This window comes from Sulfurimonas sp. SWIR-19 (assembly GCF_020410885.1).
Lineage (GTDB): Bacteria > Campylobacterota > Campylobacteria > Campylobacterales > Sulfurimonadaceae > Sulfurimonas > Sulfurimonas sediminis.
In genome coordinates this window covers 645389-667215 of record NZ_CP084578.1, presented here as the reverse complement: position 1 = coordinate 667215, position 21827 = coordinate 645389, and the positions used below count along the sequence as shown (strand labels likewise).

Sequence of the window (21827 nt, the reverse complement as noted above, 5' to 3'; positions counted from 1 at the left end):
GAAAATTAAATGAAAAAATATAACGTAGCTGTTGTCGGTGCAAACGGTGCTGTCGGTGAAGAGATTTTAAGAGTATTGGAAGAGATTGATTTTCCTCTTAAGAAACTGGTACCGCTTGCAAGTGCAAGAAGTGTCGGCAAACAGGTAGAGTTTAACAATGAAAGCTTTGATATTATAGAACTGACACATGATGTCTTTGAAAAAGAAGAGGTAGATATTGCCCTTTTTAGTGCGGGAGGCAGTGTCAGCGCAGAATTTGCCCCTTCCGCAGTTGCAGCAGGTGCCGTTGTCATTGACAACACCTCTCACTTCAGAATGGATCCGAATGTCCCTCTTGTTGTTCCTGAGGTCAATCCCCATGATATTGCACAATGGAAAGAAACAGGCATCATAGCCAACCCAAACTGTTCAACCATACAGATGGTACAGGCACTCAAACCACTGGATGAAGCATATGACCTGGTTCGTGTGGATGTTGATACATACCAGGCAACCAGCGGTGCAGGAAAAACCGCTATGGAAGAGCTGGTCAGTCAAATGCAGGCATTTTTTGCCTTTAAACTTGATGAAGCTGAGCATAAAGCATTTAACCAGCAGATAGCCCTCAATGTCATTCCGCAGATTGATGTTTTCACAGACAACGGCTATACAAAAGAAGAGATGAAAATGGTCAACGAGACAACAAAAATCATGCATAAAGAGATTGCACTCAGTGCTACATGTGTACGCGTTCCGACACTGAGAGGGCATGCAGAAGCGGTAACTATGACTTTTGATTCGGAAATAAATGCAAACGAGGCAAGAGAAATACTTCGTAAAGCACCAAACATAGTGGTTTTAGACAATCCTGATGAAGCACTCTACCCTATGCCGGCTACATGTATAGACAAAAATGAAACATTTGTCGGACGTATTCGAAAAGATCTCTTTTCAAACAATATGCTCCATATGTTTGTTGTTGCTGACAATTTACGTGTAGGTGCTGCTACAAATGCGGTAAGAATTGCCCAAAAATGGATAGAAATGGAAGAAGGCTTATAAATGATTGAAAAAATCTTTGAAAGCGGGCTCTGGAGTTCACGCTTTATGGTTTTAATGGCTGTTATTTTCGGTCTTATCGGTGCTGTCGCACTTTTTATTGTTGCCAGTTTTGACATCTATGATACCGCTAAACTTGTAATAAACACCTATGTGAACCATCATCACCCGGAACACTTTCATGAACTGGTTGTCGGTGGAATTATAGGTGCTGTGGATTTATATCTTATCGGCGTTGTTATGCTGTTGTTTTCTTTCGGATTGTATGAATTGTTTATCTCGGATATTGATGCGGCAAGAGAAGATGCTACAAGAGAAAACAAAATTTTATCTATTCACTCACTTGACCAGCTTAAAGACAAAATATCCAAAGTAATTGTAATGGTTCTTGTTGTGGGTTTCTTTAAAAAAGTGGGACTGGCAAGCTACCAGACACCGCTGGAATTACTCTATTTAGCCCTTTCTATTACTGCCGTTGCTGTCGGTTTGTATTTTTTAAGTAAAGTTGGACACAATCACTAAGGAAAAAAAATGGGAATAAAAAATAAAATATTTGTAGATGCATGTTTTGGAAAAGAGACACCATACACTCCTGTATGGATGATGAGACAGGCAGGGCGTTATCTGCCGGAGTATATGGCAGTACGTGCCAAAGCAGGAGATTTTTTAAATCTTTGTCACAATCCGGAACTGGCCTGTGAAGTCACTCTGCAGCCTGTAGACATAGTTGGTGTTGATGCGGCCATACTCTTTAGCGACATACTTGTAATTCCTGATGAAATGGGTATGGATTTGTCCTTTGTCAAAGGAGAAGGTCCGAAATTTTCTGACCCGATTAAAAATGAAGAGGATATCGACAGACTCACAGGCGGTGAAGAAGCGGCCAATAAACTGACATATGTATATGATACAATTAAACTTATCAAAACAAAACTTGCTGAAGATAAAGCCCTCATAGGCTTTACAGGTTCTCCCTGGACACTTGCAACCTATATGATAGAAGGACAGGGAACAAAAACATACAATGTATGTAAAAAAATGATGTATGCAAACCCTGAACTCCTGCATAAAATTCTGGCAAAAGTAACAGAAGTCGTAAAACTTTACATGCAAAAACAGATAGAATCAGGCATAGACGTCGTCCAGATTTTTGACTCTTGGGCAGCAGCTATTGAACCAAACAAATATGACGAATTTTCCTGGAAATATATGGTTGAGATTGCCCAATACCTCAAAGAAAAGTATCCGCATATTCCCATCATTATGTTTCCTAAAGGTATTCCTGCTTTTTTGGATAAAATATATGGAAATTTTGATGTTTTCGGTGTCGACTGGTCTACGCCGATGGAGTTGGCAAAAGAAAAACTTGGAAGCAAATATGTTCTTCAGGGCAATATGGAGCCATGTCGTCTATACTCAAAAGAGGCAACGACACAGGCTGTAGAAGATATTCAAAATATTATGCAGGGGAAACGTCATATATTCAACCTGGGTCACGGAATTTTACCGGATGTCCCTGTTGAAAATGCGAAGCACTTCATACAAGAGTGCCACCGTGTCAGCAAAAAATAATATTATTTTCGGTCCTGTCAACTCACGCCGTTTCGGTATGAGTTTGGGTATCGACCTCTCACCCTCAGCCAAGCAGTGTAATTTTGACTGTCTCTATTGTGAACTTGCCCCAAGTGCGACAGTAAAAGAACAGACATTTGTCGTTTCAGTCGATGAAGTCATCACCCAACTGCGTAAACATCTTCATGATAAAATAGATGTCATAACACTGACTGCAAACGGTGAACCTACACTCTACCCTCATCTGGACAGACTGATTGATGCAATAAATGAAATCAAAAAAGATACCCAGACATTAATCCTGACAAACAGTGCCACGCTTGTCAATGAAAAAGTTTTTTCTTCTCTTTTAAAACTTGATCAGGTAAAACTCTCTTTGGATGCTGTAAGCCATGACATTTTCAAAAAGATAGACAGACCCCATCCTTCCATCAAAATAGAAAATGTTGTCCAAAAAGTCATAAATTTTTCTCAAAAATACAGAGGAAAACTTTTTATAGAGATTCTCTTTGTACATGGCATTAATGATACACAAGAGGAGATACAAAAACTAAATGAAGTTTTGCATAAAATAAAATGTCAGAGAGTAGATATCGGCACGATAGACAGACCTCCAGCCTACCCTGTGACAGGAATAAGCTACAAAGAACTGCATACCATAGCCCTTATGTTCGATGCCGATTTACCCATCCATATAGCTTCACGACTTCATGCAGAGCCAAACAACTCCTATTATACAAAAGAAGAGGTGCTCAACACTTTGGACAAGCGTCCTTTGACTCCGGAGGATATTGCTCTGCTTTTTGATGAAAAAAGCAGAGAGAACCTGAACAATTTGCTTACATGTAATGCTGTAACGGTTAAAAAGGTCGAAAATTTAGAATTTTATGTTCCCACCGACAATCTGAAAAGAAAGCGTCAACATGGCAACGGACACTAGATGGAGCATTATAAGATTTGGATTGAAGCCTTTTCCGGTTTAGGACTTTTCCTTTTCGGAATGCTTTATCTTGAAGAACAAATCAAATCTTCCGCAGGGTATGCTTTTAAGCGATTTGTCCAAAATGCAACAAAAACACATTTTAAAAGTCTGCTTACCGGAATCTTTTCTACAGCTGTATTTCAAAGCTCTTCCGTAGTGACACTTATGGCTCTTTCGCTTGTCGGAGCACAGCTTATGAGTTTACAAAGCAGTATAGCCATTATACTCGGCAGCAATATCGGGACAACTGTCACCGCATGGATTGTTGCTGTTATCGGTTTTAACATGGATATAAAACTGCTTTCCTATGCTGTTATAGGGATAGGAGGCATGGGACAGGTCTTAAGTTCTGACACATCCAAATGGAAAAACTATTTTGGTGTTTTGGTTGGTTTTGGTCTTATCTTTTTAGGGCTTGAGGGAATGAAAGAGAGTTTTAGTGCCAGTGCCCAAAATTTTGATATGACCGCATATCAGTTTTCGACACCTTACTGGTATGCCTTAATAGGACTCGCTTTAACCGCCCTCATTCAATCGAGTTCTGCTTCCATAGCCATTGCACAAAGTGCACTTTATACACATGTAATTGGTTTTGAGGCTGCGGCTGCTTTTGTTGTTGGAACAAATATAGGAACAACCGTAACAGCTTTACTTGGCAGTATTGGTGGTATTGCGGATAAAAAAAGAGTGGCACTGGCCCATTTGCTTTTCAATGTCTCAACCGGAGTGATCAGTTTACTCTTTTTATATCAATTGATTAGTTTGGTAAACTTTGCATTTCCGCATACAGACGGTGTCATCAAAATTGCAATTTTTCATACCTTGTTTAATATTTTAGGCGTTCTTATATGGTACCCCTTCATATCATTTTTGACGACTCTTACACAAAAATACTTTCACCAGGCACAGGACAAAGTTACAAAGTTTATATGTAATGTATCTACAGAAGTTCCGCAAATCGCTATAGAAGCACTCAAAAAAGAGATAGAACATCTTTTGAAAAAAGTTCAGGAATTTGCCCTGCTTGCCATCAATGTACCTCCCTCAAAAGTGCTTGACGAGCATATGGCGATAGATAAAATTTTAGATAAGTACACCCACAGTTTTAATGTAGAATTTGAAAAAGTATATGAAAAAATACGTCTTTTAGAAGGTGAAATATACCGTTATGCCTCTGAACTTTCTGCTGTCAATAATGATGAAGAGTACAATGATAAGCTAAACAGACTCATAAAAGAAGTCAATTATCTTGCCACTGCCGCTAAAGTCATAAAAGATATGCTGTATGATTTGGATTATTTTTATAATGCACATACAAAGGAAGAACAGCAGTTTTATAAAAACATACGCTATCAAATACTCAAAAATATTCAGGCTTTTAACAAAGCTATCCAGGGAGACGAAGACTCCATTAAAGAAATGGATGAAATTTATAAAAGAATTGCGGATGCTTACAGAAAAAGCACCCTCATCATAAAAGATATTGCAAGAAACCATAGTATCAAATCTGATGTGACGACTATGGCAATCAATGACATGCACTCAGTAAAGAGTTTTTCAAAATCTATGTACAACATACTGAAATTAGACTAATTCTAAAATTTAAAAAAACAATCTAATTTTATTTCTTCAAATAAAATCATACTTATAGATTCTTTTTTTATATATACTGCGTGCAGAGGCATACTGACTGACTTTAAATCCTCTTTTTTATATGAATGATTATCATAATTGTTTAAATTCTTATAATATAATAAAATCTGATATATAATTATTTATAATCTCCGGTTTATTTTACTGTACTTAAATAATTAAATATTATTTAAGAAAAGATTTTCAGTCTTATTTGATAAGATTTTACACAAGCCATTTGAATCAGAAAGAATAACTTTTTATGATTATTATGTGCTCTTATAATCAAGGAGAAGAGATGCCTAAATCAGCATTATCAATAGCTACAATACAGTTGCCGAATTCAAGGTATGGAGAGATAAGCGTTGCTCATATTGAACAACCGTATGGTGACTTCAGCAGTCCCGTCGTAAGTATAGGAATTTCACTTGAAGGGGATGATGACCATGACTGGAAAGTACATTTGCCTTATGAAAAACTCGATGAAGTCATCAAAGCACTTGAAGAAGCCCGTGATATGAGTGATACCATGCCCCGGAATGACAAACATTATCTTGACCTGCATGCCGAAATTGGTGGTGGAGCGTAAGTACGCTTCACGGTTCAATACTTGCATATCCTGTTTCTGGTCTGATAGTTATAGTAACATTTTCATCACTGCCGTTTGCAAGGGTAAGATTACAGTCAACTGTTAAAAGTGCACCATTATTACCTGCTGCAGTATATGCAGCCGTTGTTGCGGCAAGACTGCCGACAAGAGGTCTGCCTAAATGATCGAAACTGATTATAGACTGATTTGCACAGCCGCCAGAAGTTGTAACTGAAGTTACCCCTTTTAAAACTGTACTATTTATATCACTGTTAGTTTGCGGATCTTTTGCAAATCTTGTGTTATTATCACTCACTATGGAAAACCTGTTTCCATTCAAAACAATTTGCCAGCGGTCTTTGTACCAAGTGTTATTTTGGGTAAACTTGTCATCTATAATTGCCAAGTGCTGTGTATATCTGATTTGTGAAAGTAAATAAACAGCTGCTTCGGCAACCGGGTTTGTTTTTACTCTTGGGAGAATAACGGCAGCCAGTATCCCAATCACGACTATTACAAATACCAGTTCCAGTAATGTAAATGCTTTTTTCATTAATACTCTCTTTTTTAGTCTGCCTGTAAAATCTATTTTTTTATTATATCCAAATAGTTGTGTTTAAGCACAACCACATCCACTGCCACAGCTGCCGCCATTGGACTTCTCTGTTGATTCAAGAGACCAGTCATCCGTAGATTCACAGCCAACATCACAACTCACACCTGTGCTGCAACCAGAAACCGCTGTAGCATTCAAAGCCACTCTTATTACAAACATATCACCTTCGGCTAACTGTGCATCAAAAGTGTGTTTCCCACAGAACTCTTCATTCATAAGTTCAGCCACTATGTTTGCATATTTATATGCTTCTTGCTGTGTTTGAAATGTAACATTGTTTTCGTATTCACTTTTTTTAAAACACTCACACTCTTTTTCCATTTGTACTGTATACATAAACTATTTCCTTTATACTATCAATGGACTAAGTATAGTGATTATACGCAAAAGAAACTTACTTTTCGAAAAGTAATTGTTGTTTATAAAAGTTTTTTTATTTTTTCGGATAATCAACAAACAGCAACCTTGCATTCTCAGCATTACTCTCTTTCCAGTGGTTACATGTAAAGGCAATGCCAACAATGCCGCATGTAGGCAAATTCTCTTCATAATTAACATAATACTCAGCTAATTCATTCAAACCCGGATTATGCCCGACAAGAAATGCCGTACTGAATCTGTCATCAATATTATTGACAATTTTTTGCAAGATTTGCTTGTCCGCTTCATAAATCTGCTGTAGAAAAATAATTTTTTTATCATAATGAACTTTGTCTGCAATGATTTTGGCAGTCATCTTCGCTCTTTTTGCAGGGCTGGACAAAATAATATCAGGTATGATTTGATTTTTTGCAAGTCTCTCGCCCATAACAGGAGCATCTCTTTTACCTCGTTTGTTTAATGGTCTGTCAAAATCATCCAAATCCAAATCTTTCCAACTGGATTTGGCATGTCTTATGATGTATAGAATTTTAATAACACTACCCTCCTTCCCTCTTATATAAAGGCATCTCTAAAAATCCTGATGTATCTCAACATTATAGCAAAAGTACTATTCCTTCGTTCAAAGCATTTGAAGCTACTATCGAAATGAAATTGTCGCACTTGAGTATTGAATGGGCGGGAAATATTTGGTAGTTACACTTTGGCACAATATGGATACAGTGGATAGGAAAAATCTCTTGAGATATCGTATTTTAGGGGTTTAAATAAATGTGGCTCCGGATACTGGATTCGAACCAGTGACCAAGTGATTAACAGTCACCTACTCTACCGCTGAGCTAATCCGGAATATAAAAAAGTGTCTTAAAATGGTGTCAGAGGGGGGACTTGAACCCCCGACCCCCGGCTTATGAGACCAGTGCTCTAACCAGCTGAGCTACCCTGACATCGTTTAAGAGGGTGGAATTATACATATATTAAACTTTATTTTTACTAAAACAGGCTTTTAATTGAGTAATTTAGACACATACAGCAATCTGTCAAAGAACTTTACATGTAAGGATAAGATAAGCTTAGTCAATATGACTAAAGGTATTGACATTTTTACTTTTTTCTTGTAATATTCTTCTCATAAATTAATCATATTTGTAAGGAGATATAATGAATTTTACACCTTTAGGAAAAAGAGTATTGGTTAAACGTGTTGAAGAGGCTAATACTACGAGTTCAGGTATTATTATCCCTGATAATGCAAAAGAGAAGCCTTCTCGCGGGGAAATTGTGGCAGTAAGTTCAGAAGTAAGTGAGCTAAAAAAAGGTGATGAAGTTATTTTTGGTAAATACTCCGGAAATGAAGTTACACTTGATGGTGATTTATATATAGTAATAGATGTTGATGATATTTTCGGAATCATTGGTTAAGTAAAAAAATTAAAAAAATATAAGGAGTTTAACAAATGGCAAAAGAGATAATATTTTCAGATAATGCAAGAAACAAACTGGCACGTGGAGTTGAAAAACTCACAGATGCAGTAAAAGTGACGATGGGACCTCGTGGTCGTAATGTTTTAATTCAAAAGAGTTATGGGGCACCTGTTATAACAAAAGATGGTGTATCTGTTGCTCGTGAAATTGAACTTTCAGATAAACTTGAAGACATGGGTGCACAACTCGTTAAAGAAGTTGCATCAAATACTGCTGATGAGGCAGGAGATGGAACAACAACAGCAACAGTTCTTGCAAACGCAATATTCAGTGAAGGACTTCGCAATATTACAGCTGGGGCGAACCCTGTTGAAGTAAAACGCGGAATGGACAAAGCATGTGATTTAATTTTAGAAAATCTCAAAGCAGCTTCTAAATCTATTAAAGACAAAAATGAGATTGCACAAGTTGCAACTATTTCTGCAAATTCTGATGTAAAAATCGGAGAAATGATTGCAGAAGCAATGGAAAAAGTCGGACAAGACGGTGTTATTACTGTTGAAGAAGCCAAAGGTATAGTGGATGAGCTTGATGTTGTTGAGGGTATGCAGTTTGACCGTGGATATCTAAGCCCGTATTTCATTACAAATACTGAAAAAATGACGGCAGAAATCGAAAATCCTTATATCTTACTGGTTGACAGTAAAATTACATCGCTTAAAGATCTGCTTCCGGTTTTAGAGCAGGTGCAAAAAACAAGCCGTCCGCTACTTATCATTGCTGAAGATGTAGAGGGTGAAGCACTTTCAACTCTTGTTGTGAACAAACTTCGTGGTGTACTCAACATTTCCGCTGTAAAAGCACCTGGTTTTGGAGACAGAAGAAAAGCAATGCTGCAAGATATTGCAACATTGACAGGCGGTACTGTAATTTCTGAAGAAACCGGCTATACATTGGAGGGTGCAGAAATTTCTATGCTTGGTCAGGCATCACGTGTTGTCATAGACAAAGACAATACTGTCATCGTTGACGGAGCAGGAAGTGAAGAAGCTGTCAAAGCCCGTATATCTGAAATAAAAACACAGATTGAAGCAACTTCGAGCGAGTATGACAAAGAGAAACTGCAAGAACGTCTTGCAAAACTCAGCGGTGGAGTAGCCGTCATCAAAGTCGGTGCTGCAACCGAGACTGAAATGAAAGAGAAAAAAGACCGCGTTGATGATGCACTTTCGGCTACAAAAGCAGCTGTTGAAGAAGGTATAGTCATCGGTGGTGGAGCAGCACTTGTTCATGCTGCTGCAAAAGTAAGCATTGATGACCTTGAAGGTGATCAAAAAATCGGTGCTGAGATTATATTACGTGCCGTGAAAGCTCCTATAAAACAGATTGCTCAGAATGCAGGATTTGACACCGGTGTTGTTGTCAATGCAATTCAAAATGCAGAAAATGAAAATATTGGTTTCAATGCGGCAACAGGTGAATATGTAGATATGTTTAAAGCCGGTATTATCGATCCGTTTAAAGTTGAGCGTGTTGCACTTACTAATGCGACTTCCGTTTCAAGCCTGCTCCTTACTACAGAAGCAGCAATTTTTGAAATTCCAAAAGAAGAAGCTCCTGCAGCAGATATGGGAGGAGGAATGCCTCCACAAATGGGAATGCCGGGAATGATGTAAGAAGCAGTGAGTAAAAAAACTGTCTCCTTGGTTCTTGGAAGTGGTGGTGCCCGTGGTCTAGCCCACATTGGCATCATCAGATACCTCGAAGAAAACGATTACGAAATAAAATCTATTTCAGGATGTTCTATCGGTGCACTCGTCGGTGGATTTTATGCAGCCGGAGTGCTGCATACCTACGAAGAGTGGCTCAAACAGATAGACACCCTTGAAATGCTAAAACTACTTGACTTTAAAGGTTCCGGTGGCATTGTTTCAGGCAACAAACTGATGCAAAAGCTTCAAGACCTTCTGGGTGACCACCTCATCGAATCTTTAGATATAAAATTTACAGCTGTCTGTACAGATATAGAAGCTGAAAAAGAAGTATGGATTAACAGTGGTTCTTTGCTGAGTGCCATTAGAGCATCCATCTCGCTACCTCTTTTTTTCACTCCTTTTATCACACCATCAGGAAAGAAACTTGTTGATGGTGGGGTACTCAATCCTGTTCCGATTGCTCCGACATTTCATGATGACACAGACCTCACTATTTCGGTAAATCTGGGTGCTGAAGCTGCTCCTGATATGCCAATAAAAAAGCGTAAAAAGAGTGACGCTCCAATACGGCAAAAACTGCAACATTATCTGAAGACTCTCTCATTACCCGATACATTTATCAAAGAAGACAATATGTACGGCATTGCAAACAAATCTTTTGAAACACTCCAGGGAGCACTCGCCCGTATGAAACTTGCAGCGTATCCTTCTGATATAGAAATAGATATACCCAGAAACTTATGCAACACTTTTGACTTTGACAAAGCGGAAGAATTGATAGCGTATGGTTATAATTTATGCAAAAAAAGAGCTGATTTATAATTTATTGTCTTATAATGACTACACTTATACATAACATACGAGGAAAACAGATGAGTAATAAAATTTTCATAATAACAGTCTTTATAGGAAATATTGCATTTGGTGGTGTTTTACCAAAAACAGATCTGCAGGGAACCATTCACACAAAAAGCACAAACAGCTTTAGAACAAAAGTCAGCAAAAAACTTTTTGAACATGGTCTTGACAAAAAAATCGCAAAAGCAAACGTTGACAAGGCACTTCTTCATAATGACGTTCTTAATGAGTTGATGACAAAAAACATTCTCAAAAACATCCCTTTGCTCAAAGATGAAGATATATTAAACTTTGTCACACAGGCTGCCTTACGAAAAAAAACAGTCGATCTGAGCTCCTATGCCACACTGGTTTCTTTGGTGCAAAAGCACACAGCCGCTTTCATGAATAAAGAATTAATCTCACAGATAGAACAGACAAGCATTGAAAATGAAAAATTAAAATTAATGAAGGTTTTTGTTTAGATGAAGATTGAAAACCCGTTTGAGTCAGGGCATATAAAAAACTATATTTTACTTTATGCCAGTGTTGTCATAATAATGATTTTATTTTTCTTTGCTTCAACACTCTTTCAAGAAGATACAAAAAAAATAGAAAAAAAGAGTTTTAATACAAAAGTACCTGAATTAAAAAAGCCACAGGCTGCAAACAAAAAAACATCTGTAAAAGAAAAAAAGTTTAAACTGCTGCAGACAAATTACTAAAGAGCATCTCTAACTGTAAAACTACTCTTTCGTAACTATATACAACTGTTCATGTCCGAGTTTCTTTAAAATGTCCATCACATTTACAAAGTCCTGAAACTTGGACTCTTTGTCACTTCGAAGCACTACCGTCTGGTCTTTGGAAAGAGCAGAAAGTTTTTGCTGTAACTCTTTGAGGTTTACTTTCTCTTTGTCAAAAAATATCTCACTTTTTGCATTCACATAGACTGTGACCTCTTTTTTTGTATCTTCTTTTTCTGTCGCTTTTGCTTCTGGCAAATTCACGGGAATAACGCCCTGTTTTATAAAAGTAGCTGTTGTCAGTACCATGACAAGCAGAACAAGCATAATATCTATAAAAGGAATGACATTGATCTGGTCAAACTTTTTAAACTGTTTTTTACACTTCATGGGCCACATCAAACTTTGTTAAAATTCTTTCAACTTTACGAAGAAGAATTGTATAGGCTACAATAGCCGGCATAGCCACAACAAGTCCCATCGCCGTAGCTTTGAGTGCAAGGGCGAGTCCTATCATGATTTTTTTGGCATCCACAGCACCCAAATCACCCAAAGTATAAAAAGTGATCATGATACCGATGACCGTTCCCAGCAGGCCGACATAGGGTGCATTTGTTCCTATTGCACTGATGACATTGATATTGTCCGTTAAGTCAAGTTCCAAATTGTCTCTGTGTTTATAATCTTCTATGCGTACACTCTTGTAAAACATCATTCTTTCAATAAAAAGCCACAAAGTGACAATACTCATAAGTATCAAAGTCCCCATAACACCATAGTCAAGGGCCTGTTCTGCATATGTCATTATATCATTTGTTATTTGCATTCATATTCCTGTTTAAATTTTAATTCTACTGTTGTTCCAATATTTTTTGATGACTGCAACAGCAGTTCTATATTGTTTCTTTCACAAAATCTTTTGACAAGATTTAATCCTATGCCAAAACCCTGCATATTTTTGTTTGACTGGTAATAGTTGTCAAAGATACGAACAAGTTCAACCTCATCCATCCCTATTCCGTAATCTTTTATTTTTATACTGTTGTTCTTTACCTCAATATCTATATTTCTTGAAGTGCCTGAGTATTTTACCCCATTATCAATAATATTGTCAATTACTTTGCCCAAACCTTTTTGATCGCTCAATACAGGCATTTTTTCCAGCACAAGATTAAATTTCATTTGAGGATATATTTTTTTTACAAAGTCAACTCTCTGTTTGACTAACTCATCAGCAAAGAACGCCTCTTTTATCTTTTGATTTGTCTGCATCTTAATCAGATAATCCAACTCATTATAACGCTCTTTAAGCATCATACAGGCTGTATTTATACGTCCGATGCGTTTGAGTATTTTCTCATCATGGCAGTTTTTGCCTAAAAGCTGTGTCGTTGTGGTAATGGTGCTGATAGGCAGATTAAGCTCATGGAGGGTCTCTTTTGAAAGGTTTTGCAACTCCTGAACATACTCAGCCAAAGGATCAACTGCAAGTTTGGATATAAATACGCCTGAGAGTACAACAATACAAAGTACAATAAAAGCAAACATATAAAGATTCTCTACATGTAACACGTTGATAAAATAATATCCAAGCAGTAAAAAACCTGCTACAGTAAAAAAGTAATAAACAAAGATAATGATTCGAAGATTACGAAACAAGTTTGTATCCGATGCCGCGAATATTTTCTATGCACATAGTAGGCAGTAATTGTTTGAGCCTGTTTATATAAACGCGTATGGCTCCGTCACTTCCTCCTCCGTCAGCCGTTGTCCACAACTCTTCATATATCAGCTCTTTTGGTACAGGAGAGTTGACATGATTCATCAGCAACACTAAAAGTTCATACTCTTTTTTTGAAAGCTCCAAAGCCGTTTTATTATAATAGATGCATTTATGCAGCTTGTCATGACACAGTTCCCCGATACATTCCGCTTCTTTGATCCTGGTTCTTTTCATAAGTGCCTGTATGCGAAATAAAAGTTCCGCATTATCAAAAGGTTTTGTTAAAAAGTCATCACAACCGCTTACAAAACCACGATGAAGCATCTCTTTCTCTTTATGCGAAGTGAGAAAAATGGCAGGGGTTTCATCCTGGGCAGAGCGTAAATCACCAAGCAGAGAAATACCGTCTATAAGAGGCACATTGATATCTAAAAGATAAATATCAAACTTTGTATCATAGGTGGCATCAAGAGCATCCTGCCCATTGGGGTAATGAAGCACTTCATACCCCTCTTCCTCGAGTAAGTCCACCAGGGTCTCCCCAAAAAGAAGGTCATCTTCAAGCAGCAGTATTTTAATCGACACTCTCTATAGCCCATCCAATTTCTTCACCAGCAAACATTGGTACAACACCCGAATAATTTTCAGGTACCAAAAACGGTCGTTTTTCCAAAGTCACTTCTTTGAATTCAGGGCAAATTCCATAAATGTTTTGTGCATTATCACTTACAAAAGCCTGCAGATTGTCAAGTTTGTCAAACTGATCAAAAATTTCTGCAAGTAATTGTAGAGAAATCGGTGCCGTAAAAATACCGGCCGCACAGCCACAGGACTCTTTTTTATGTTGCGGATGCGGCGCAGAATCCGAGCCAAACATTACTTTTGGATGGGCTTCAAGCGCTACACTTAAAAGTGCGTCCAAATCTTCGGGTCTTTTTGCAATCGGTTTGCAAAAAAGGTGCGGACGCATCAATCCGCCGATGACATCATCCAGTGTTAAGAGTAAGTGATGCACGGTAATCGTCGCATACAAATTCGGATATTTGTCCAACATGGCAACCGCTTCTTTGGTTGTAATATGTTCCATTATAATTTTCAAGTCAGGAAAATTCTGTGCCAAAAGCTCATAAATACTCATAAATTCCGCTTCTCTGTCCATTACAAAGCCATCCGTCTCGCCGTGCACGCACAAAGGAATACCCAAGCTGCTCATAGTCTCCAAAGTAGTACGCATTTCTTCTATATCAAAAGAGCTGACACCACCCTCTGAATTTGTAGTAATTCCTGCAGGATAGAGCTTAATCGCTGTTATTTCATCCACTATGCTTTCTAAAAAAGCTTTATCATAGTTTTTATAAAACAGTGTCATATAGGGTTCAAAATAATCATTTGGAACCGCTGCCATAATCCGTTCTCTGTATGCTAAAAGATCTTCTCTTGTTGCAACAGGAGGCACAAGATTGGGCATTACTATGGCCCCGCTGTAACTGTATGCACTCAAGGGCGCTACATTTTCAAGCATAACGCCGTCACGAAGGTGCAGGTGCATATCCAGAGGCATTAAAAGTGTATGGGTTTTCATAAAAATTTCCTTAAATTTATCAATACAAATATTATAACAAATTCGCGGTTAAATGCCCCATAAATATACATCGCTAAACCAAAGAAGCATGCCTATAGGTGCCAAAAACTTATATAAATGACTGAGCTTTACAAAAGGTTTTCCTTCTATAAAAACACCGACCTGAACAGCAGAAACCATGAGTGAAGCGAGAATAAGAAAAAGATAAGAGGCAAGTAAAACTGTATACCATGTTTTATGGGTAAAACCATACACAAGCAAAGCCACGATTGCAATAAAAACAAGAGTGTTTTGAATATTCATATTAAGATTGGATTTTTCCTCTTTTTTGTAAACGCGGGCGATTTTAAAGTATAAAAAGGCAAGAAAAAGCATTGTATAGTAAAGCATTGGCAAAACTCCGTATTTTTACAGGAATTCTACCTAATTAAGTTTAACTAATCTTTATTATATATATAAATTATAAACTTTCTTTTGCTTTATTTATCAAATCATTGATGGCAGTTTCATAACGTTTTGCTTCTTCTTTGTCTGTGGATTCAAAACGTGTTACCAAAACCGGTGTCGTATTACTTGCACGGACCAAACCCCAGCCTTTTTCAAAGTTTATACGTACGCCGTCCACATCTATCATATCTTTGATACGAGGAAAATCGGCAGGCGGATTTTGCAGTAACTCTTTTACCCTCTCTATGATTTTAAATTTCTGGGCTTCTGTTGTCTGTACTTTTATCTCTTCCGTTGAGTAGACTTTAGGCAGTTTTGCAAGTTCTGCATCTAAATCTATCCCCTCATGTACCAGTTCCAACATTCTGAGTGTTGCATAAATCGCATCATCATAACCAAAATAACGGTTTTTAAAAAAGACATGTCCGCTCACTTCACATGCCAGATCCGCATTGATTTCTTTCATTTTGACTTTGAGATTTGAATGTCCCGTTTTATACATCACAGCCTTTGCCCCGCGGCGCTCCAACTCATCATACATCACCTGCGAGCATTTTACTTCACCCACAACTGTCGGCTTATCCATCTTCATGGCATATAAAAGTGCCATCATATCGCCTTTGATGTTGTTTTTGTGTGTAAGTACCGCTATACGGTCTGCATCTCCGTCATACGCAAAAGCAATATCCCCCTCTTTTTCAAGCAGGGCTTTGACATCTTTGAGATTCTCTTCTACCGAAGGATCCGGATGATGATTTGGAAAAGTTCCGTCAGGCTCTACATATATACCCTTTACATGTAAGCCCAGTTTTTCAAAGATTTCAGGCAGCACAACACCTGCCACACCATTGCCGCAATCATAGACTATCTTTGTTTGCATACCTTTAAGGTGTTGAAACTCATTGACCATAAAGTCAATATAACGCTCTTTCGCCTCTATTTTCTTAACATCTCTTTGGACTTTTGGCGGCATTTGCATCGTCTCGCACTCACGCCCAAGCGCATAAATATCTTCCCCAAAAAACGGCGCTTTGTCTACCGTAATCTTAAAACCGTTGTATTCACTCGGATTATGAGATCCTGTTATCATCACAGAAGCCGAAGGTACGATACCATCCCACTCCTGATAATTTGTGAAGTAGTTTACCGGTGTCGGCACAAGCCCCATGTCAAGGACTTTTTTTCCACCTGCATTGAGCCCTGCCACCAGATACTCAAAAAGAATCGGCGAGTGGCTTCTGGCATCATACCCCACCGCCACATATTCACCGTTGATTTTAGATGCAAGTGCATAGCCTATTTTTGTCACACTCTCTTCGTTTAACTCTTTTTCGTATATTCCGCGTATATCGTATTCTCTGTAGATGCTCAATTGTTCAGCCTTGTAAAATTATTACAGAGATTTTACATAAATATTCATTAAATATTACTTTTTTCGTTTATACTTTTATGTCAAGCTTTTGAAAATCTGCCTTTTCAAACATCTTTTGAAGCATACGTTCGCCCTCTTCCTTTGACAAATCGGCTATGGATTTTTTACCGTCATAGCCTACACTCTCTAAAAACTTTTGAAAATCCTGGAAATTGGAAACTATTTTATTGATTGTCTCATCTACGCCGTTTGGCTTTTCGTTTACATGTAAGGCTATCTCTTTCATATTTTGTGCTATCTCTTTTTTAATCGCTTTGACATCATCAGCAGAGAGTTTGTTTGTGTATAGATTTTGAATTGCACTGTTTGAAGATATCTCCATAAATATTGCCCTCTCAATAATTTTTTTCTACATTTGTAATATCGGTTTTTGATAAAAAAACCTTAAATATAAAAAGAATTTATTGAAATTTACAAATTTTCTTGGTTATTTAAAAAAAAGCTGATATACTGTTGCCAAGTGAAAGATGAGGCGTGAATTCATCTTTAGTGTGTTTTTTGATCTATGTGTTAAAACCTCCTAAAGACTCTCCCAATTTTTTGACAAAATAAATATACAAGGCTAGACAATGGCAGAATTACAAGACGGTAAAGTTAAATGGTTTAACGACGAAAAAGGTTATGGTTTCATAGAACAAGACAATGGTGGAAAAGATGTATTCGTACATTTCCGTCAAGTGAACAACAATGGTGGTGGACGTGTTTCATTAGAAGAAGGTCAAAGAGTAACTTTCGAAGTTGGTGAAGGTCAAAAAGGCCCACAGGCTGAGAACGTAACTCCTCTTTAGTAGTTAACTTCACACATCTTATACAGGCTTTTATGCCTGTGTAAACTTTCTATTTTTTTAAAACTTCCAAACACTCATTTACTATTTGCAACTCTTCATCTGTTTTTATAACCAATGATTTTATATTTTTTAATATTTTATTATTCATAACCCTTTCACGTACATAAGAAGAATTTTCTCCTATACCACCGCTAAAGACTATGGCATCAACATCCTCAAGCAGGACCATATACGCACCTATATACTTTTGAATCCGTCGCACCATTATATCCATTGCCATTTTTGCCGCCTCATCTGTGCGTTTTTCAATGTTTCGTACATCATTTTCACCACACAGCCCGAGCAGTCCCGATTTTTTATTTAATATTTCATCTATTTCCTCTGCGCTTACATGTAAAGACTTTTGCAAATACAAAACAATAGCCGGGTCAAGGTCACCGCAGCGTGAACCCATCACAAGCCCTTCAAGCGGAGTAAATCCCATAGAGGTATCACAACTTTTGCCCTTTTTTATGGCACAGGCACTCGCACCGTTCCCCAAATGCAACGTAATGATATTCGTCTCTTGTACTTTTTTTCCCAAACGAGCGGCTGCCTCACGGAGTAAATAGGCATGCGAAGTGCCGTGAAAACCGTAACGACGGATGTCATGTTTTTCATATAAAGCATACGGCAGGGCATACACAAAGGCCTCTTTTTTGAGTGTTGCGTGAAATGCCGTGTCAAAAACAGCTATCTGGGGAATATTCGGTGCTTTTTGCAAAACAACCTCTATGCCTTCGAGATTCGCCGGATTATGCAAAGGTGCCAAAGGAATCAGTTTTCTGATTGTTTGTACCACTGCATCATCTATCAAAACAGAAGCTCTGAACTTTTCACCGCCGTGTACGACTCTGTGTCCTACCGCATCAATCTCACTAAAGTTTACATGTAAAGACTCTATCGCTTCAAAATGATTTTGTATCGGCGAATTTTCCTCACCGATATGCTCAACAAGTTCACTGCGTAACACCTTGGCATCCGGCATCTCAAAAAGTTTAAATTTCAGTGAAGAACTTCCACAGTTTATGACGGCTATTTTCATTCGTTTTCTCCCGCCTGAATGGCTGTAATGGCTACCGTATTGACAATATCCTCTACCAGACAGCCTCTGCTTAAATCATTGACCGGCTTGTTTAAACCCTGTAAAACAGGGCCGATGGCGATGGCACCGCTTGAGCGTTGCACGGCTTTGTAGGTATTGTTGCCTGTGTTTAAATCCGGAAAGATAAATACCGTCGCTTCCCCTGCCACTTTTGAATATGGCAGTTTGATTTTTGCGACTGCCTTGTCAATGGCCGCATCGTACTGAATAGGCCCTTCGACAAGTAAATCCGGTCGCTTTTGGCGTACAATTTGTGTGGCAGTTCTTACTTTGTCAACATCTAAGCCATGCCCGCTCTCCCCCGTCGAGTATGAAAGCATGGCAATTTTTGGTTCAATACCGAACATTTTGGCACTTTGCGCCGACGCAATGGCGATTTCGGCCAGTGTCTGTGCATCGGGATCTTGATTAATGGCACAATCCCCGTAGACGAGCACTTTTGTTTTGAGACACATAAAAAAGACACTTGAAACAACAGAAAACTCCGGTTTTGTTTTTATAATCTGTAAAGCGGGACGAATGGTGTCTGCCGTTGCATGAATGGCACCGCTTACCATACCATCGGCATAGCCGAGTTGTACCATCATTGTGGCAAAGTAGTTTACATGCAACATCGCATCTTTGGCTGCCTCTTTTGTCAGACCTTTGTGCTTTCTCAGCTCGTAAAAAACATCCGTAAACTTTTCTATCAACTGGGATGAGAGATGATTGACTATAGTTGCCGAGGACAAATCAAGACCCAAACGCAGATAACGCCCTTTGAGTTCTTCTGCATCGCCTATAAAAATAATCTCCGCAACCCCTCTTCTTAAAATTATTTCCGCTGCTCTTAAAATACGTTCATCACTTGATTCGGGCAACACAATTCTTTTTTTGTTTTGCGACGCCATGTAAAAAAGTTTGTATTCAAACATCTGCGGCGTCATAATATCACTGTAGGTTGTTGCTATCTTTTCTTCTATACTTTTTATATCCACACTGCTGTTAAAAAGTCCCAAAGCAAGTGCAATTTTTCGTTCAGAATGAGCACGCAGTCTTGAGTGCACTTTCATGACATCTCTTGCTGTTTCAAAAGTATCGGTATCGACGCAGAGTATCGGTACTTTGAAGCTGTTGAGCCCTTCTATGAGTTTTTGAATATTTTTATTAAGCTTCATGCTAAAAGGAAAAATAATCGCAGCAATATTCGGATAACTTGAAGAGTGCAAGGCTCCAAACAGCCCTAAAATAATGTCAGATCTGTCAGCCGGAACAATGACCAGATCTTCTTCTTCGATATGTTCTAAAAAATTATCGAGTGTCAGCGCTGCAACTTTGACATTTTTTATCACTCTGGTATGATCATAACTCTCAAACAGGACCTTTTTTGCACCAAGTGTTTCCATCACATCCTCTATCGTAGGCAGATTCAACTCCCGCACCTCTTTTAAAAGATAAATGGTATAAGGCACTTTTTCAAACATTTTTTGCAACTCTTGATACTGTTCTTCATGGACTCTGTTGACAAAGGTGGCGAAATGGGTACATCCCTCAGAAGTCAGATACTCATTTTCAATCAAAACATTTTCATATATCTCTTTTGTTGTGGAACTGTCGGCTTTGATGACGGTTATCACGGGTGCGGCAAAATTTTGGGCGATTTTGACATTTAAATCATAACTGATGGTCGAGGTTAAAAAAGAACGCCGAATCCCTTCACACAGTACAAAATCATACTCACGTTCAAGCTTTTTAAATTTGTCTATAAGGCGGGTTATCAGAAGGTTGTCCTCTTTTTTGGAGATCATCTCTTCGACTTCTTTAATGTCAAAACCGTAACACGCTGCATAGTCTATATCGAGATTATAACGCTGTAAAATGAAGTCTATATCGCCGTCACGTATGTTTTTATCAAAGATTATCGGGCGAAAAAAAGCAACACGATGCAGTTTACGCTTGAGTATTTCCATCATCCCCATGGAAACAAAGAGTGTCCCGGCATTTTTTTCCTGTGCGGCGATATAGAGTGATTTTATCTTCATATTTTTCCCTTGATAGCAAGATTTTAACCCTGCCTTTTCAGCTTAAAATCCATGCCGGCCCAGACTGAAGTCTGCGTTCCTTTGTATTTCGGAATCGGTACTTTAGTGCCGACTGTTAGGCTGTAAAAGTTCAAAATCCCAAAAACAGTTGGATATACAGTATAATTCTATCTAAAAAACGGAACTTTTATGACACCAAAAGAGTTAATGATAAGCAGATACGAGGCATTTGTCAAAAAAGACTGGGAATATTTGGCGCAGACTTCTGTTTCACAAACAGTTGAAGAGTTACAGCAAACGCCTGAGTTGGAGTGGCTGAGGCTGGATGTGTTACATGTAACGGCAGACACGGTCGAGTTTAAAGCCTATTACAAAGAAAACGACACCTTACATGTACTGCATGAAAAAAGTTTTTTTGTGCAGGAAGACGGCCAATGGAAATATAAAGACGGAACGCTTTACAACTCCAAAATAGAGCGAAATATCAGCTGTCCCTGCGGAAGTGGCAAAAAATACAAAAAGTGCTGTGGCTGAATATTTGTTTGTTATGCAGGTTTTACACAGTTAAGACACAAAGTCGGCACTGAAGTACCGATTCCGAAACACAAAAGGAACCCATCCTTTAGGGTGGGCTAGAAGTGGCAGGGCAGAAACAAACAGTCGGCACTACAGTACCGATTCCGAAATACAGAGAAACCCGTACTTCAGTGCGGGCGAGAGTGGCAGACAAGTAACAAATAGTCGATACTTTCTTATACTAAAGCATGACTAAGAAAAATTAAATTTCTACACTTGAATAACATTTTTTCCTTGCCATTTGAAGGAGAGTACAAGTTTTTCGCAGGCGGCAGTTTTGGCATAATCCTGCAGATATTCCAGCATCATTTTGGCATAGCCTTTTTCACGATGTTTTTCATCCGTGACCAAATCAAAAACATACAGATGTCTTTTATGGCAGAGGCTTGTCTGCACCGCTGCACCTCCGTAGCAGACCAGTTCACCGCGTTCAAGAATACCGAACATCTTATATTCCATGTGTCGCATATCATATATAAGGTCTTCAAATTCATCGTAGTTCAGCTCTGTGTAAAGCTGTTTTACCAGATCATACACGGGGTAAAGTTCTTTGAGTGTCATTTCTCTTATTTGCATGATGT

At 38.3% G+C, this 21827-nt stretch carries 27 protein-coding genes and 2 tRNA genes; 13 read left to right on the top strand and 16 right to left on the bottom strand.

The window, feature by feature from the left end; all coding sequences use genetic code 11:
- Positions 1-9: 9 nt before the first annotated feature.
- The 6 genes from LCX93_RS03500 (at position 10) to LCX93_RS03475 (ending at position 5813) form a co-directional block, all read left to right on the top strand.
- Positions 10-1041, top strand: coding sequence for an aspartate-semialdehyde dehydrogenase (locus LCX93_RS03500; RefSeq protein ID WP_193151410.1), 1032 nt, complete (start codon positions 10-12; stop codon positions 1039-1041).
- The gene (locus LCX93_RS03495; protein ID WP_193151409.1) at positions 1042-1560 is read left to right on the top strand and encodes a YqhA family protein; all 519 of its coding nucleotides are present in this window, start codon (positions 1042-1044) and stop codon (positions 1558-1560) included. It begins immediately after the preceding gene.
- Between the two features lie 9 nt (positions 1561-1569).
- Positions 1570-2610, top strand: coding sequence for a uroporphyrinogen decarboxylase (gene hemE / locus LCX93_RS03490; RefSeq protein ID WP_226068559.1), 1041 nt, complete (start codon positions 1570-1572; stop codon positions 2608-2610).
- Positions 2594-3550 (top strand): radical SAM protein, encoded by a 957-nt coding sequence (locus LCX93_RS03485; protein ID WP_226068557.1) that lies wholly within the window; start codon positions 2594-2596, stop codon positions 3548-3550. Before hemE ends, LCX93_RS03485 begins: the two co-directional genes overlap by 17 nt.
- The gene (locus LCX93_RS03480; protein WP_226068545.1) at positions 3551-5185 is read left to right on the top strand and encodes a Na/Pi cotransporter family protein; all 1635 of its coding nucleotides are present in this window, start codon (positions 3551-3553) and stop codon (positions 5183-5185) included.
- Positions 5186-5522: 337 nt separating this feature from the next.
- Complete coding sequence (locus tag LCX93_RS03475; protein WP_151900825.1) at positions 5523-5813, top strand: hypothetical protein; 291 nt, start codon at positions 5523-5525, stop codon at positions 5811-5813.
- 7 nt (positions 5814-5820) lie between these two features.
- On the opposite strand, the gene LCX93_RS03470 is transcribed toward LCX93_RS03475, so the two are convergent.
- From LCX93_RS03470 to LCX93_RS03450, 5 genes are all read right to left on the bottom strand, one after another.
- Positions 5821-6366: a type II secretion system protein gene (locus LCX93_RS03470; RefSeq protein ID WP_226068543.1), complete on the bottom strand. Its 546-nt coding sequence runs from the start codon at positions 6364-6366 to the stop codon at positions 5821-5823.
- Between the two features lie 63 nt (positions 6367-6429).
- Positions 6430-6765 carry a hypothetical protein gene (locus LCX93_RS03465; RefSeq protein ID WP_226068541.1) on the bottom strand — a complete coding sequence of 112 codons (336 nt, stop codon included), beginning with the start codon at positions 6763-6765 and terminating at the stop codon, positions 6430-6432.
- Between the two features lie 97 nt (positions 6766-6862).
- Positions 6863-7327, bottom strand: coding sequence for a SixA phosphatase family protein (locus LCX93_RS03460; RefSeq protein ID WP_226069402.1), 465 nt, complete (start codon positions 7325-7327; stop codon positions 6863-6865).
- Positions 7328-7584: 257 nt separating this feature from the next.
- Positions 7585-7659: transfer RNA gene (locus LCX93_RS03455), tRNA-Asn, on the bottom strand.
- 21 nt (positions 7660-7680) lie between these two features.
- A tRNA-Met gene (locus LCX93_RS03450) sits at positions 7681-7757 on the bottom strand.
- Between the two features lie 214 nt (positions 7758-7971).
- On the opposite strand from LCX93_RS03450, the gene groES reads away from it, so the two are divergent.
- The 5 genes from groES to LCX93_RS03425 are packed head-to-tail and all read left to right on the top strand — an operon-like array spanning position 7972 to position 11512.
- Positions 7972-8232, top strand: coding sequence for a co-chaperone GroES (groES, locus tag LCX93_RS03445; RefSeq protein ID WP_151900829.1), 261 nt, complete (start codon positions 7972-7974; stop codon positions 8230-8232).
- Between the two features lie 35 nt (positions 8233-8267).
- Positions 8268-9911, top strand: coding sequence for a chaperonin GroEL (gene groL / locus LCX93_RS03440; protein ID WP_226068539.1), 1644 nt, complete (start codon positions 8268-8270; stop codon positions 9909-9911).
- Positions 9912-9917: 6 nt separating this feature from the next.
- Positions 9918-10772, top strand: coding sequence for a patatin-like phospholipase family protein (locus tag LCX93_RS03435; protein WP_226068537.1), 855 nt, complete (start codon positions 9918-9920; stop codon positions 10770-10772).
- Between the two features lie 50 nt (positions 10773-10822).
- Complete coding sequence (locus LCX93_RS03430) at positions 10823-11272, top strand: hypothetical protein (RefSeq protein WP_226068535.1); 450 nt, start codon at positions 10823-10825, stop codon at positions 11270-11272.
- Positions 11273-11512 (top strand): hypothetical protein, encoded by a 240-nt coding sequence (locus LCX93_RS03425; RefSeq protein WP_226068533.1) that lies wholly within the window; start codon positions 11273-11275, stop codon positions 11510-11512.
- Between the two features lie 21 nt (positions 11513-11533).
- Here LCX93_RS03425 and exbD read toward each other — a convergent pair whose 3' ends face one another.
- The 8 genes from exbD to LCX93_RS03385 form a co-directional block, all read right to left on the bottom strand.
- Entirely contained in the window at positions 11534-11923 is a 390-nt protein-coding gene (exbD, locus tag LCX93_RS03420; protein WP_226068531.1) for a TonB system transport protein ExbD, read from the bottom strand.
- On the bottom strand, positions 11913-12359 hold the full coding sequence (gene exbB / locus LCX93_RS03415; protein WP_188109973.1) for a TonB-system energizer ExbB: 447 nt from the start codon (positions 12357-12359) through the stop codon (positions 11913-11915). The genes exbD and exbB overlap by 11 nt, the downstream gene beginning before the upstream one ends.
- Positions 12350-13192, bottom strand: a complete 843-nt coding sequence (locus tag LCX93_RS03410; protein ID WP_226068529.1) for a sensor histidine kinase — start codon at positions 13190-13192, stop codon at positions 12350-12352. Before LCX93_RS03410 ends, exbB begins: the two co-directional genes overlap by 10 nt.
- Positions 13182-13841, bottom strand: coding sequence for a response regulator transcription factor (locus LCX93_RS03405; protein ID WP_226068527.1), 660 nt, complete (start codon positions 13839-13841; stop codon positions 13182-13184). Before LCX93_RS03405 ends, LCX93_RS03410 begins: the two co-directional genes overlap by 11 nt.
- A complete protein-coding gene (gene pyrC / locus LCX93_RS03400) occupies positions 13831-14838 on the bottom strand; it encodes a dihydroorotase (RefSeq protein WP_226068525.1) in 1008 nt (335 codons plus the stop codon). Before pyrC ends, LCX93_RS03405 begins: the two co-directional genes overlap by 11 nt.
- Positions 14839-14886: 48 nt before the next feature.
- Complete coding sequence (locus tag LCX93_RS03395; RefSeq protein WP_226068523.1) at positions 14887-15228, bottom strand: hypothetical protein; 342 nt, start codon at positions 15226-15228, stop codon at positions 14887-14889.
- A 70-nt stretch (positions 15229-15298) separates the two neighbouring features.
- Positions 15299-16657: a phosphomannomutase/phosphoglucomutase gene (locus LCX93_RS03390; RefSeq protein WP_226068521.1), complete on the bottom strand. Its 1359-nt coding sequence runs from the start codon at positions 16655-16657 to the stop codon at positions 15299-15301.
- 67 nt (positions 16658-16724) lie between these two features.
- Entirely contained in the window at positions 16725-17039 is a 315-nt protein-coding gene (locus LCX93_RS03385) for a hypothetical protein (RefSeq protein WP_226068519.1), read from the bottom strand.
- Between the two features lie 247 nt (positions 17040-17286).
- Here LCX93_RS03385 and LCX93_RS03380 point away from each other — a divergent pair, with 247 nt between their 5' ends.
- On the top strand, positions 17287-17505 hold the full coding sequence (locus LCX93_RS03380) for a cold-shock protein (RefSeq protein WP_151900841.1): 219 nt from the start codon (positions 17287-17289) through the stop codon (positions 17503-17505).
- 49 nt (positions 17506-17554) lie between these two features.
- On the opposite strand, the gene LCX93_RS03375 is transcribed toward LCX93_RS03380, so the two are convergent.
- Entirely contained in the window at positions 17555-18589 is a 1035-nt protein-coding gene (locus LCX93_RS03375) for an acetate/propionate family kinase (protein WP_226068517.1), read from the bottom strand.
- Positions 18586-20670, bottom strand: coding sequence for a phosphate acetyltransferase (gene pta / locus LCX93_RS03370; protein ID WP_226068515.1), 2085 nt, complete (start codon positions 20668-20670; stop codon positions 18586-18588). Before pta ends, LCX93_RS03375 begins: the two co-directional genes overlap by 4 nt.
- Before the next feature lie 189 nt (positions 20671-20859).
- Here pta and LCX93_RS03365 point away from each other — a divergent pair, with 189 nt between their 5' ends.
- Positions 20860-21204, top strand: a complete 345-nt coding sequence (locus LCX93_RS03365; RefSeq protein ID WP_193151392.1) for a YchJ family protein — start codon at positions 20860-20862, stop codon at positions 21202-21204.
- A gap of 252 nt (positions 21205-21456) precedes the next feature.
- Here LCX93_RS03365 and LCX93_RS03360 read toward each other — a convergent pair whose 3' ends face one another.
- Positions 21457-21822, bottom strand: a complete 366-nt coding sequence (locus LCX93_RS03360; RefSeq protein ID WP_226068513.1) for a GNAT family N-acetyltransferase — start codon at positions 21820-21822, stop codon at positions 21457-21459.
- Positions 21823-21827 lie beyond the last annotated feature (5 nt).

Excerpts from the sequence above, each read along its gene's own strand:
- LCX93_RS03480 (WP_226068545.1), top strand. The coding sequence starts at position 3,551 with ATGGAGCATTATAAGATTTGGATTGAAGCCTTTTCCGGTTTAGGACTT.
- groES (WP_151900829.1), top strand. The coding sequence starts at position 7,972 with ATGAATTTTACACCTTTAGGAAAAAGAGTATTGGTTAAACGTGTTGAA.
- hemE (WP_226068559.1), top strand. The coding sequence starts at position 1,570 with ATGGGAATAAAAAATAAAATATTTGTAGATGCATGTTTTGGAAAAGAG.
- LCX93_RS03365 (WP_193151392.1), top strand. The coding sequence starts at position 20,860 with ATGACACCAAAAGAGTTAATGATAAGCAGATACGAGGCATTTGTCAAA.
- LCX93_RS03500 (WP_193151410.1), top strand. The coding sequence starts at position 10 with ATGAAAAAATATAACGTAGCTGTTGTCGGTGCAAACGGTGCTGTCGGT.
- LCX93_RS03470 (WP_226068543.1), bottom strand. The coding sequence starts at position 6,366 with ATGAAAAAAGCATTTACATTACTGGAACTGGTATTTGTAATAGTCGTG.
- LCX93_RS03425 (WP_226068533.1), top strand. The coding sequence starts at position 11,273 with ATGAAGATTGAAAACCCGTTTGAGTCAGGGCATATAAAAAACTATATT.
- exbD (WP_226068531.1), bottom strand. The coding sequence starts at position 11,923 with ATGAAGTGTAAAAAACAGTTTAAAAAGTTTGACCAGATCAATGTCATT.
- LCX93_RS03465 (WP_226068541.1), bottom strand. The coding sequence starts at position 6,765 with ATGTATACAGTACAAATGGAAAAAGAGTGTGAGTGTTTTAAAAAAAGT.
- LCX93_RS03495 (WP_193151409.1), top strand. The coding sequence starts at position 1,042 with ATGATTGAAAAAATCTTTGAAAGCGGGCTCTGGAGTTCACGCTTTATG.
- LCX93_RS03375 (WP_226068517.1), bottom strand. The coding sequence starts at position 18,589 with ATGAAAATAGCCGTCATAAACTGTGGAAGTTCTTCACTGAAATTTAAA.
- groL (WP_226068539.1), top strand. The coding sequence starts at position 8,268 with ATGGCAAAAGAGATAATATTTTCAGATAATGCAAGAAACAAACTGGCA.
- LCX93_RS03385 (WP_226068519.1), bottom strand. The coding sequence starts at position 17,039 with ATGGAGATATCTTCAAACAGTGCAATTCAAAATCTATACACAAACAAA.
- LCX93_RS03430 (WP_226068535.1), top strand. The coding sequence starts at position 10,823 with ATGAGTAATAAAATTTTCATAATAACAGTCTTTATAGGAAATATTGCA.
- LCX93_RS03475 (WP_151900825.1), top strand. The coding sequence starts at position 5,523 with ATGCCTAAATCAGCATTATCAATAGCTACAATACAGTTGCCGAATTCA.
- pta (WP_226068515.1), bottom strand. The coding sequence starts at position 20,670 with ATGAAGATAAAATCACTCTATATCGCCGCACAGGAAAAAAATGCCGGG.
- LCX93_RS03395 (WP_226068523.1), bottom strand. The coding sequence starts at position 15,228 with ATGCTTTACTATACAATGCTTTTTCTTGCCTTTTTATACTTTAAAATC.
- LCX93_RS03380 (WP_151900841.1), top strand. The coding sequence starts at position 17,287 with ATGGCAGAATTACAAGACGGTAAAGTTAAATGGTTTAACGACGAAAAA.
- exbB (WP_188109973.1), bottom strand. The coding sequence starts at position 12,359 with ATGCAAATAACAAATGATATAATGACATATGCAGAACAGGCCCTTGAC.
- LCX93_RS03360 (WP_226068513.1), bottom strand. The coding sequence starts at position 21,822 with ATGCAAATAAGAGAAATGACACTCAAAGAACTTTACCCCGTGTATGAT.
- pyrC (WP_226068525.1), bottom strand. The coding sequence starts at position 14,838 with ATGAAAACCCATACACTTTTAATGCCTCTGGATATGCACCTGCACCTT.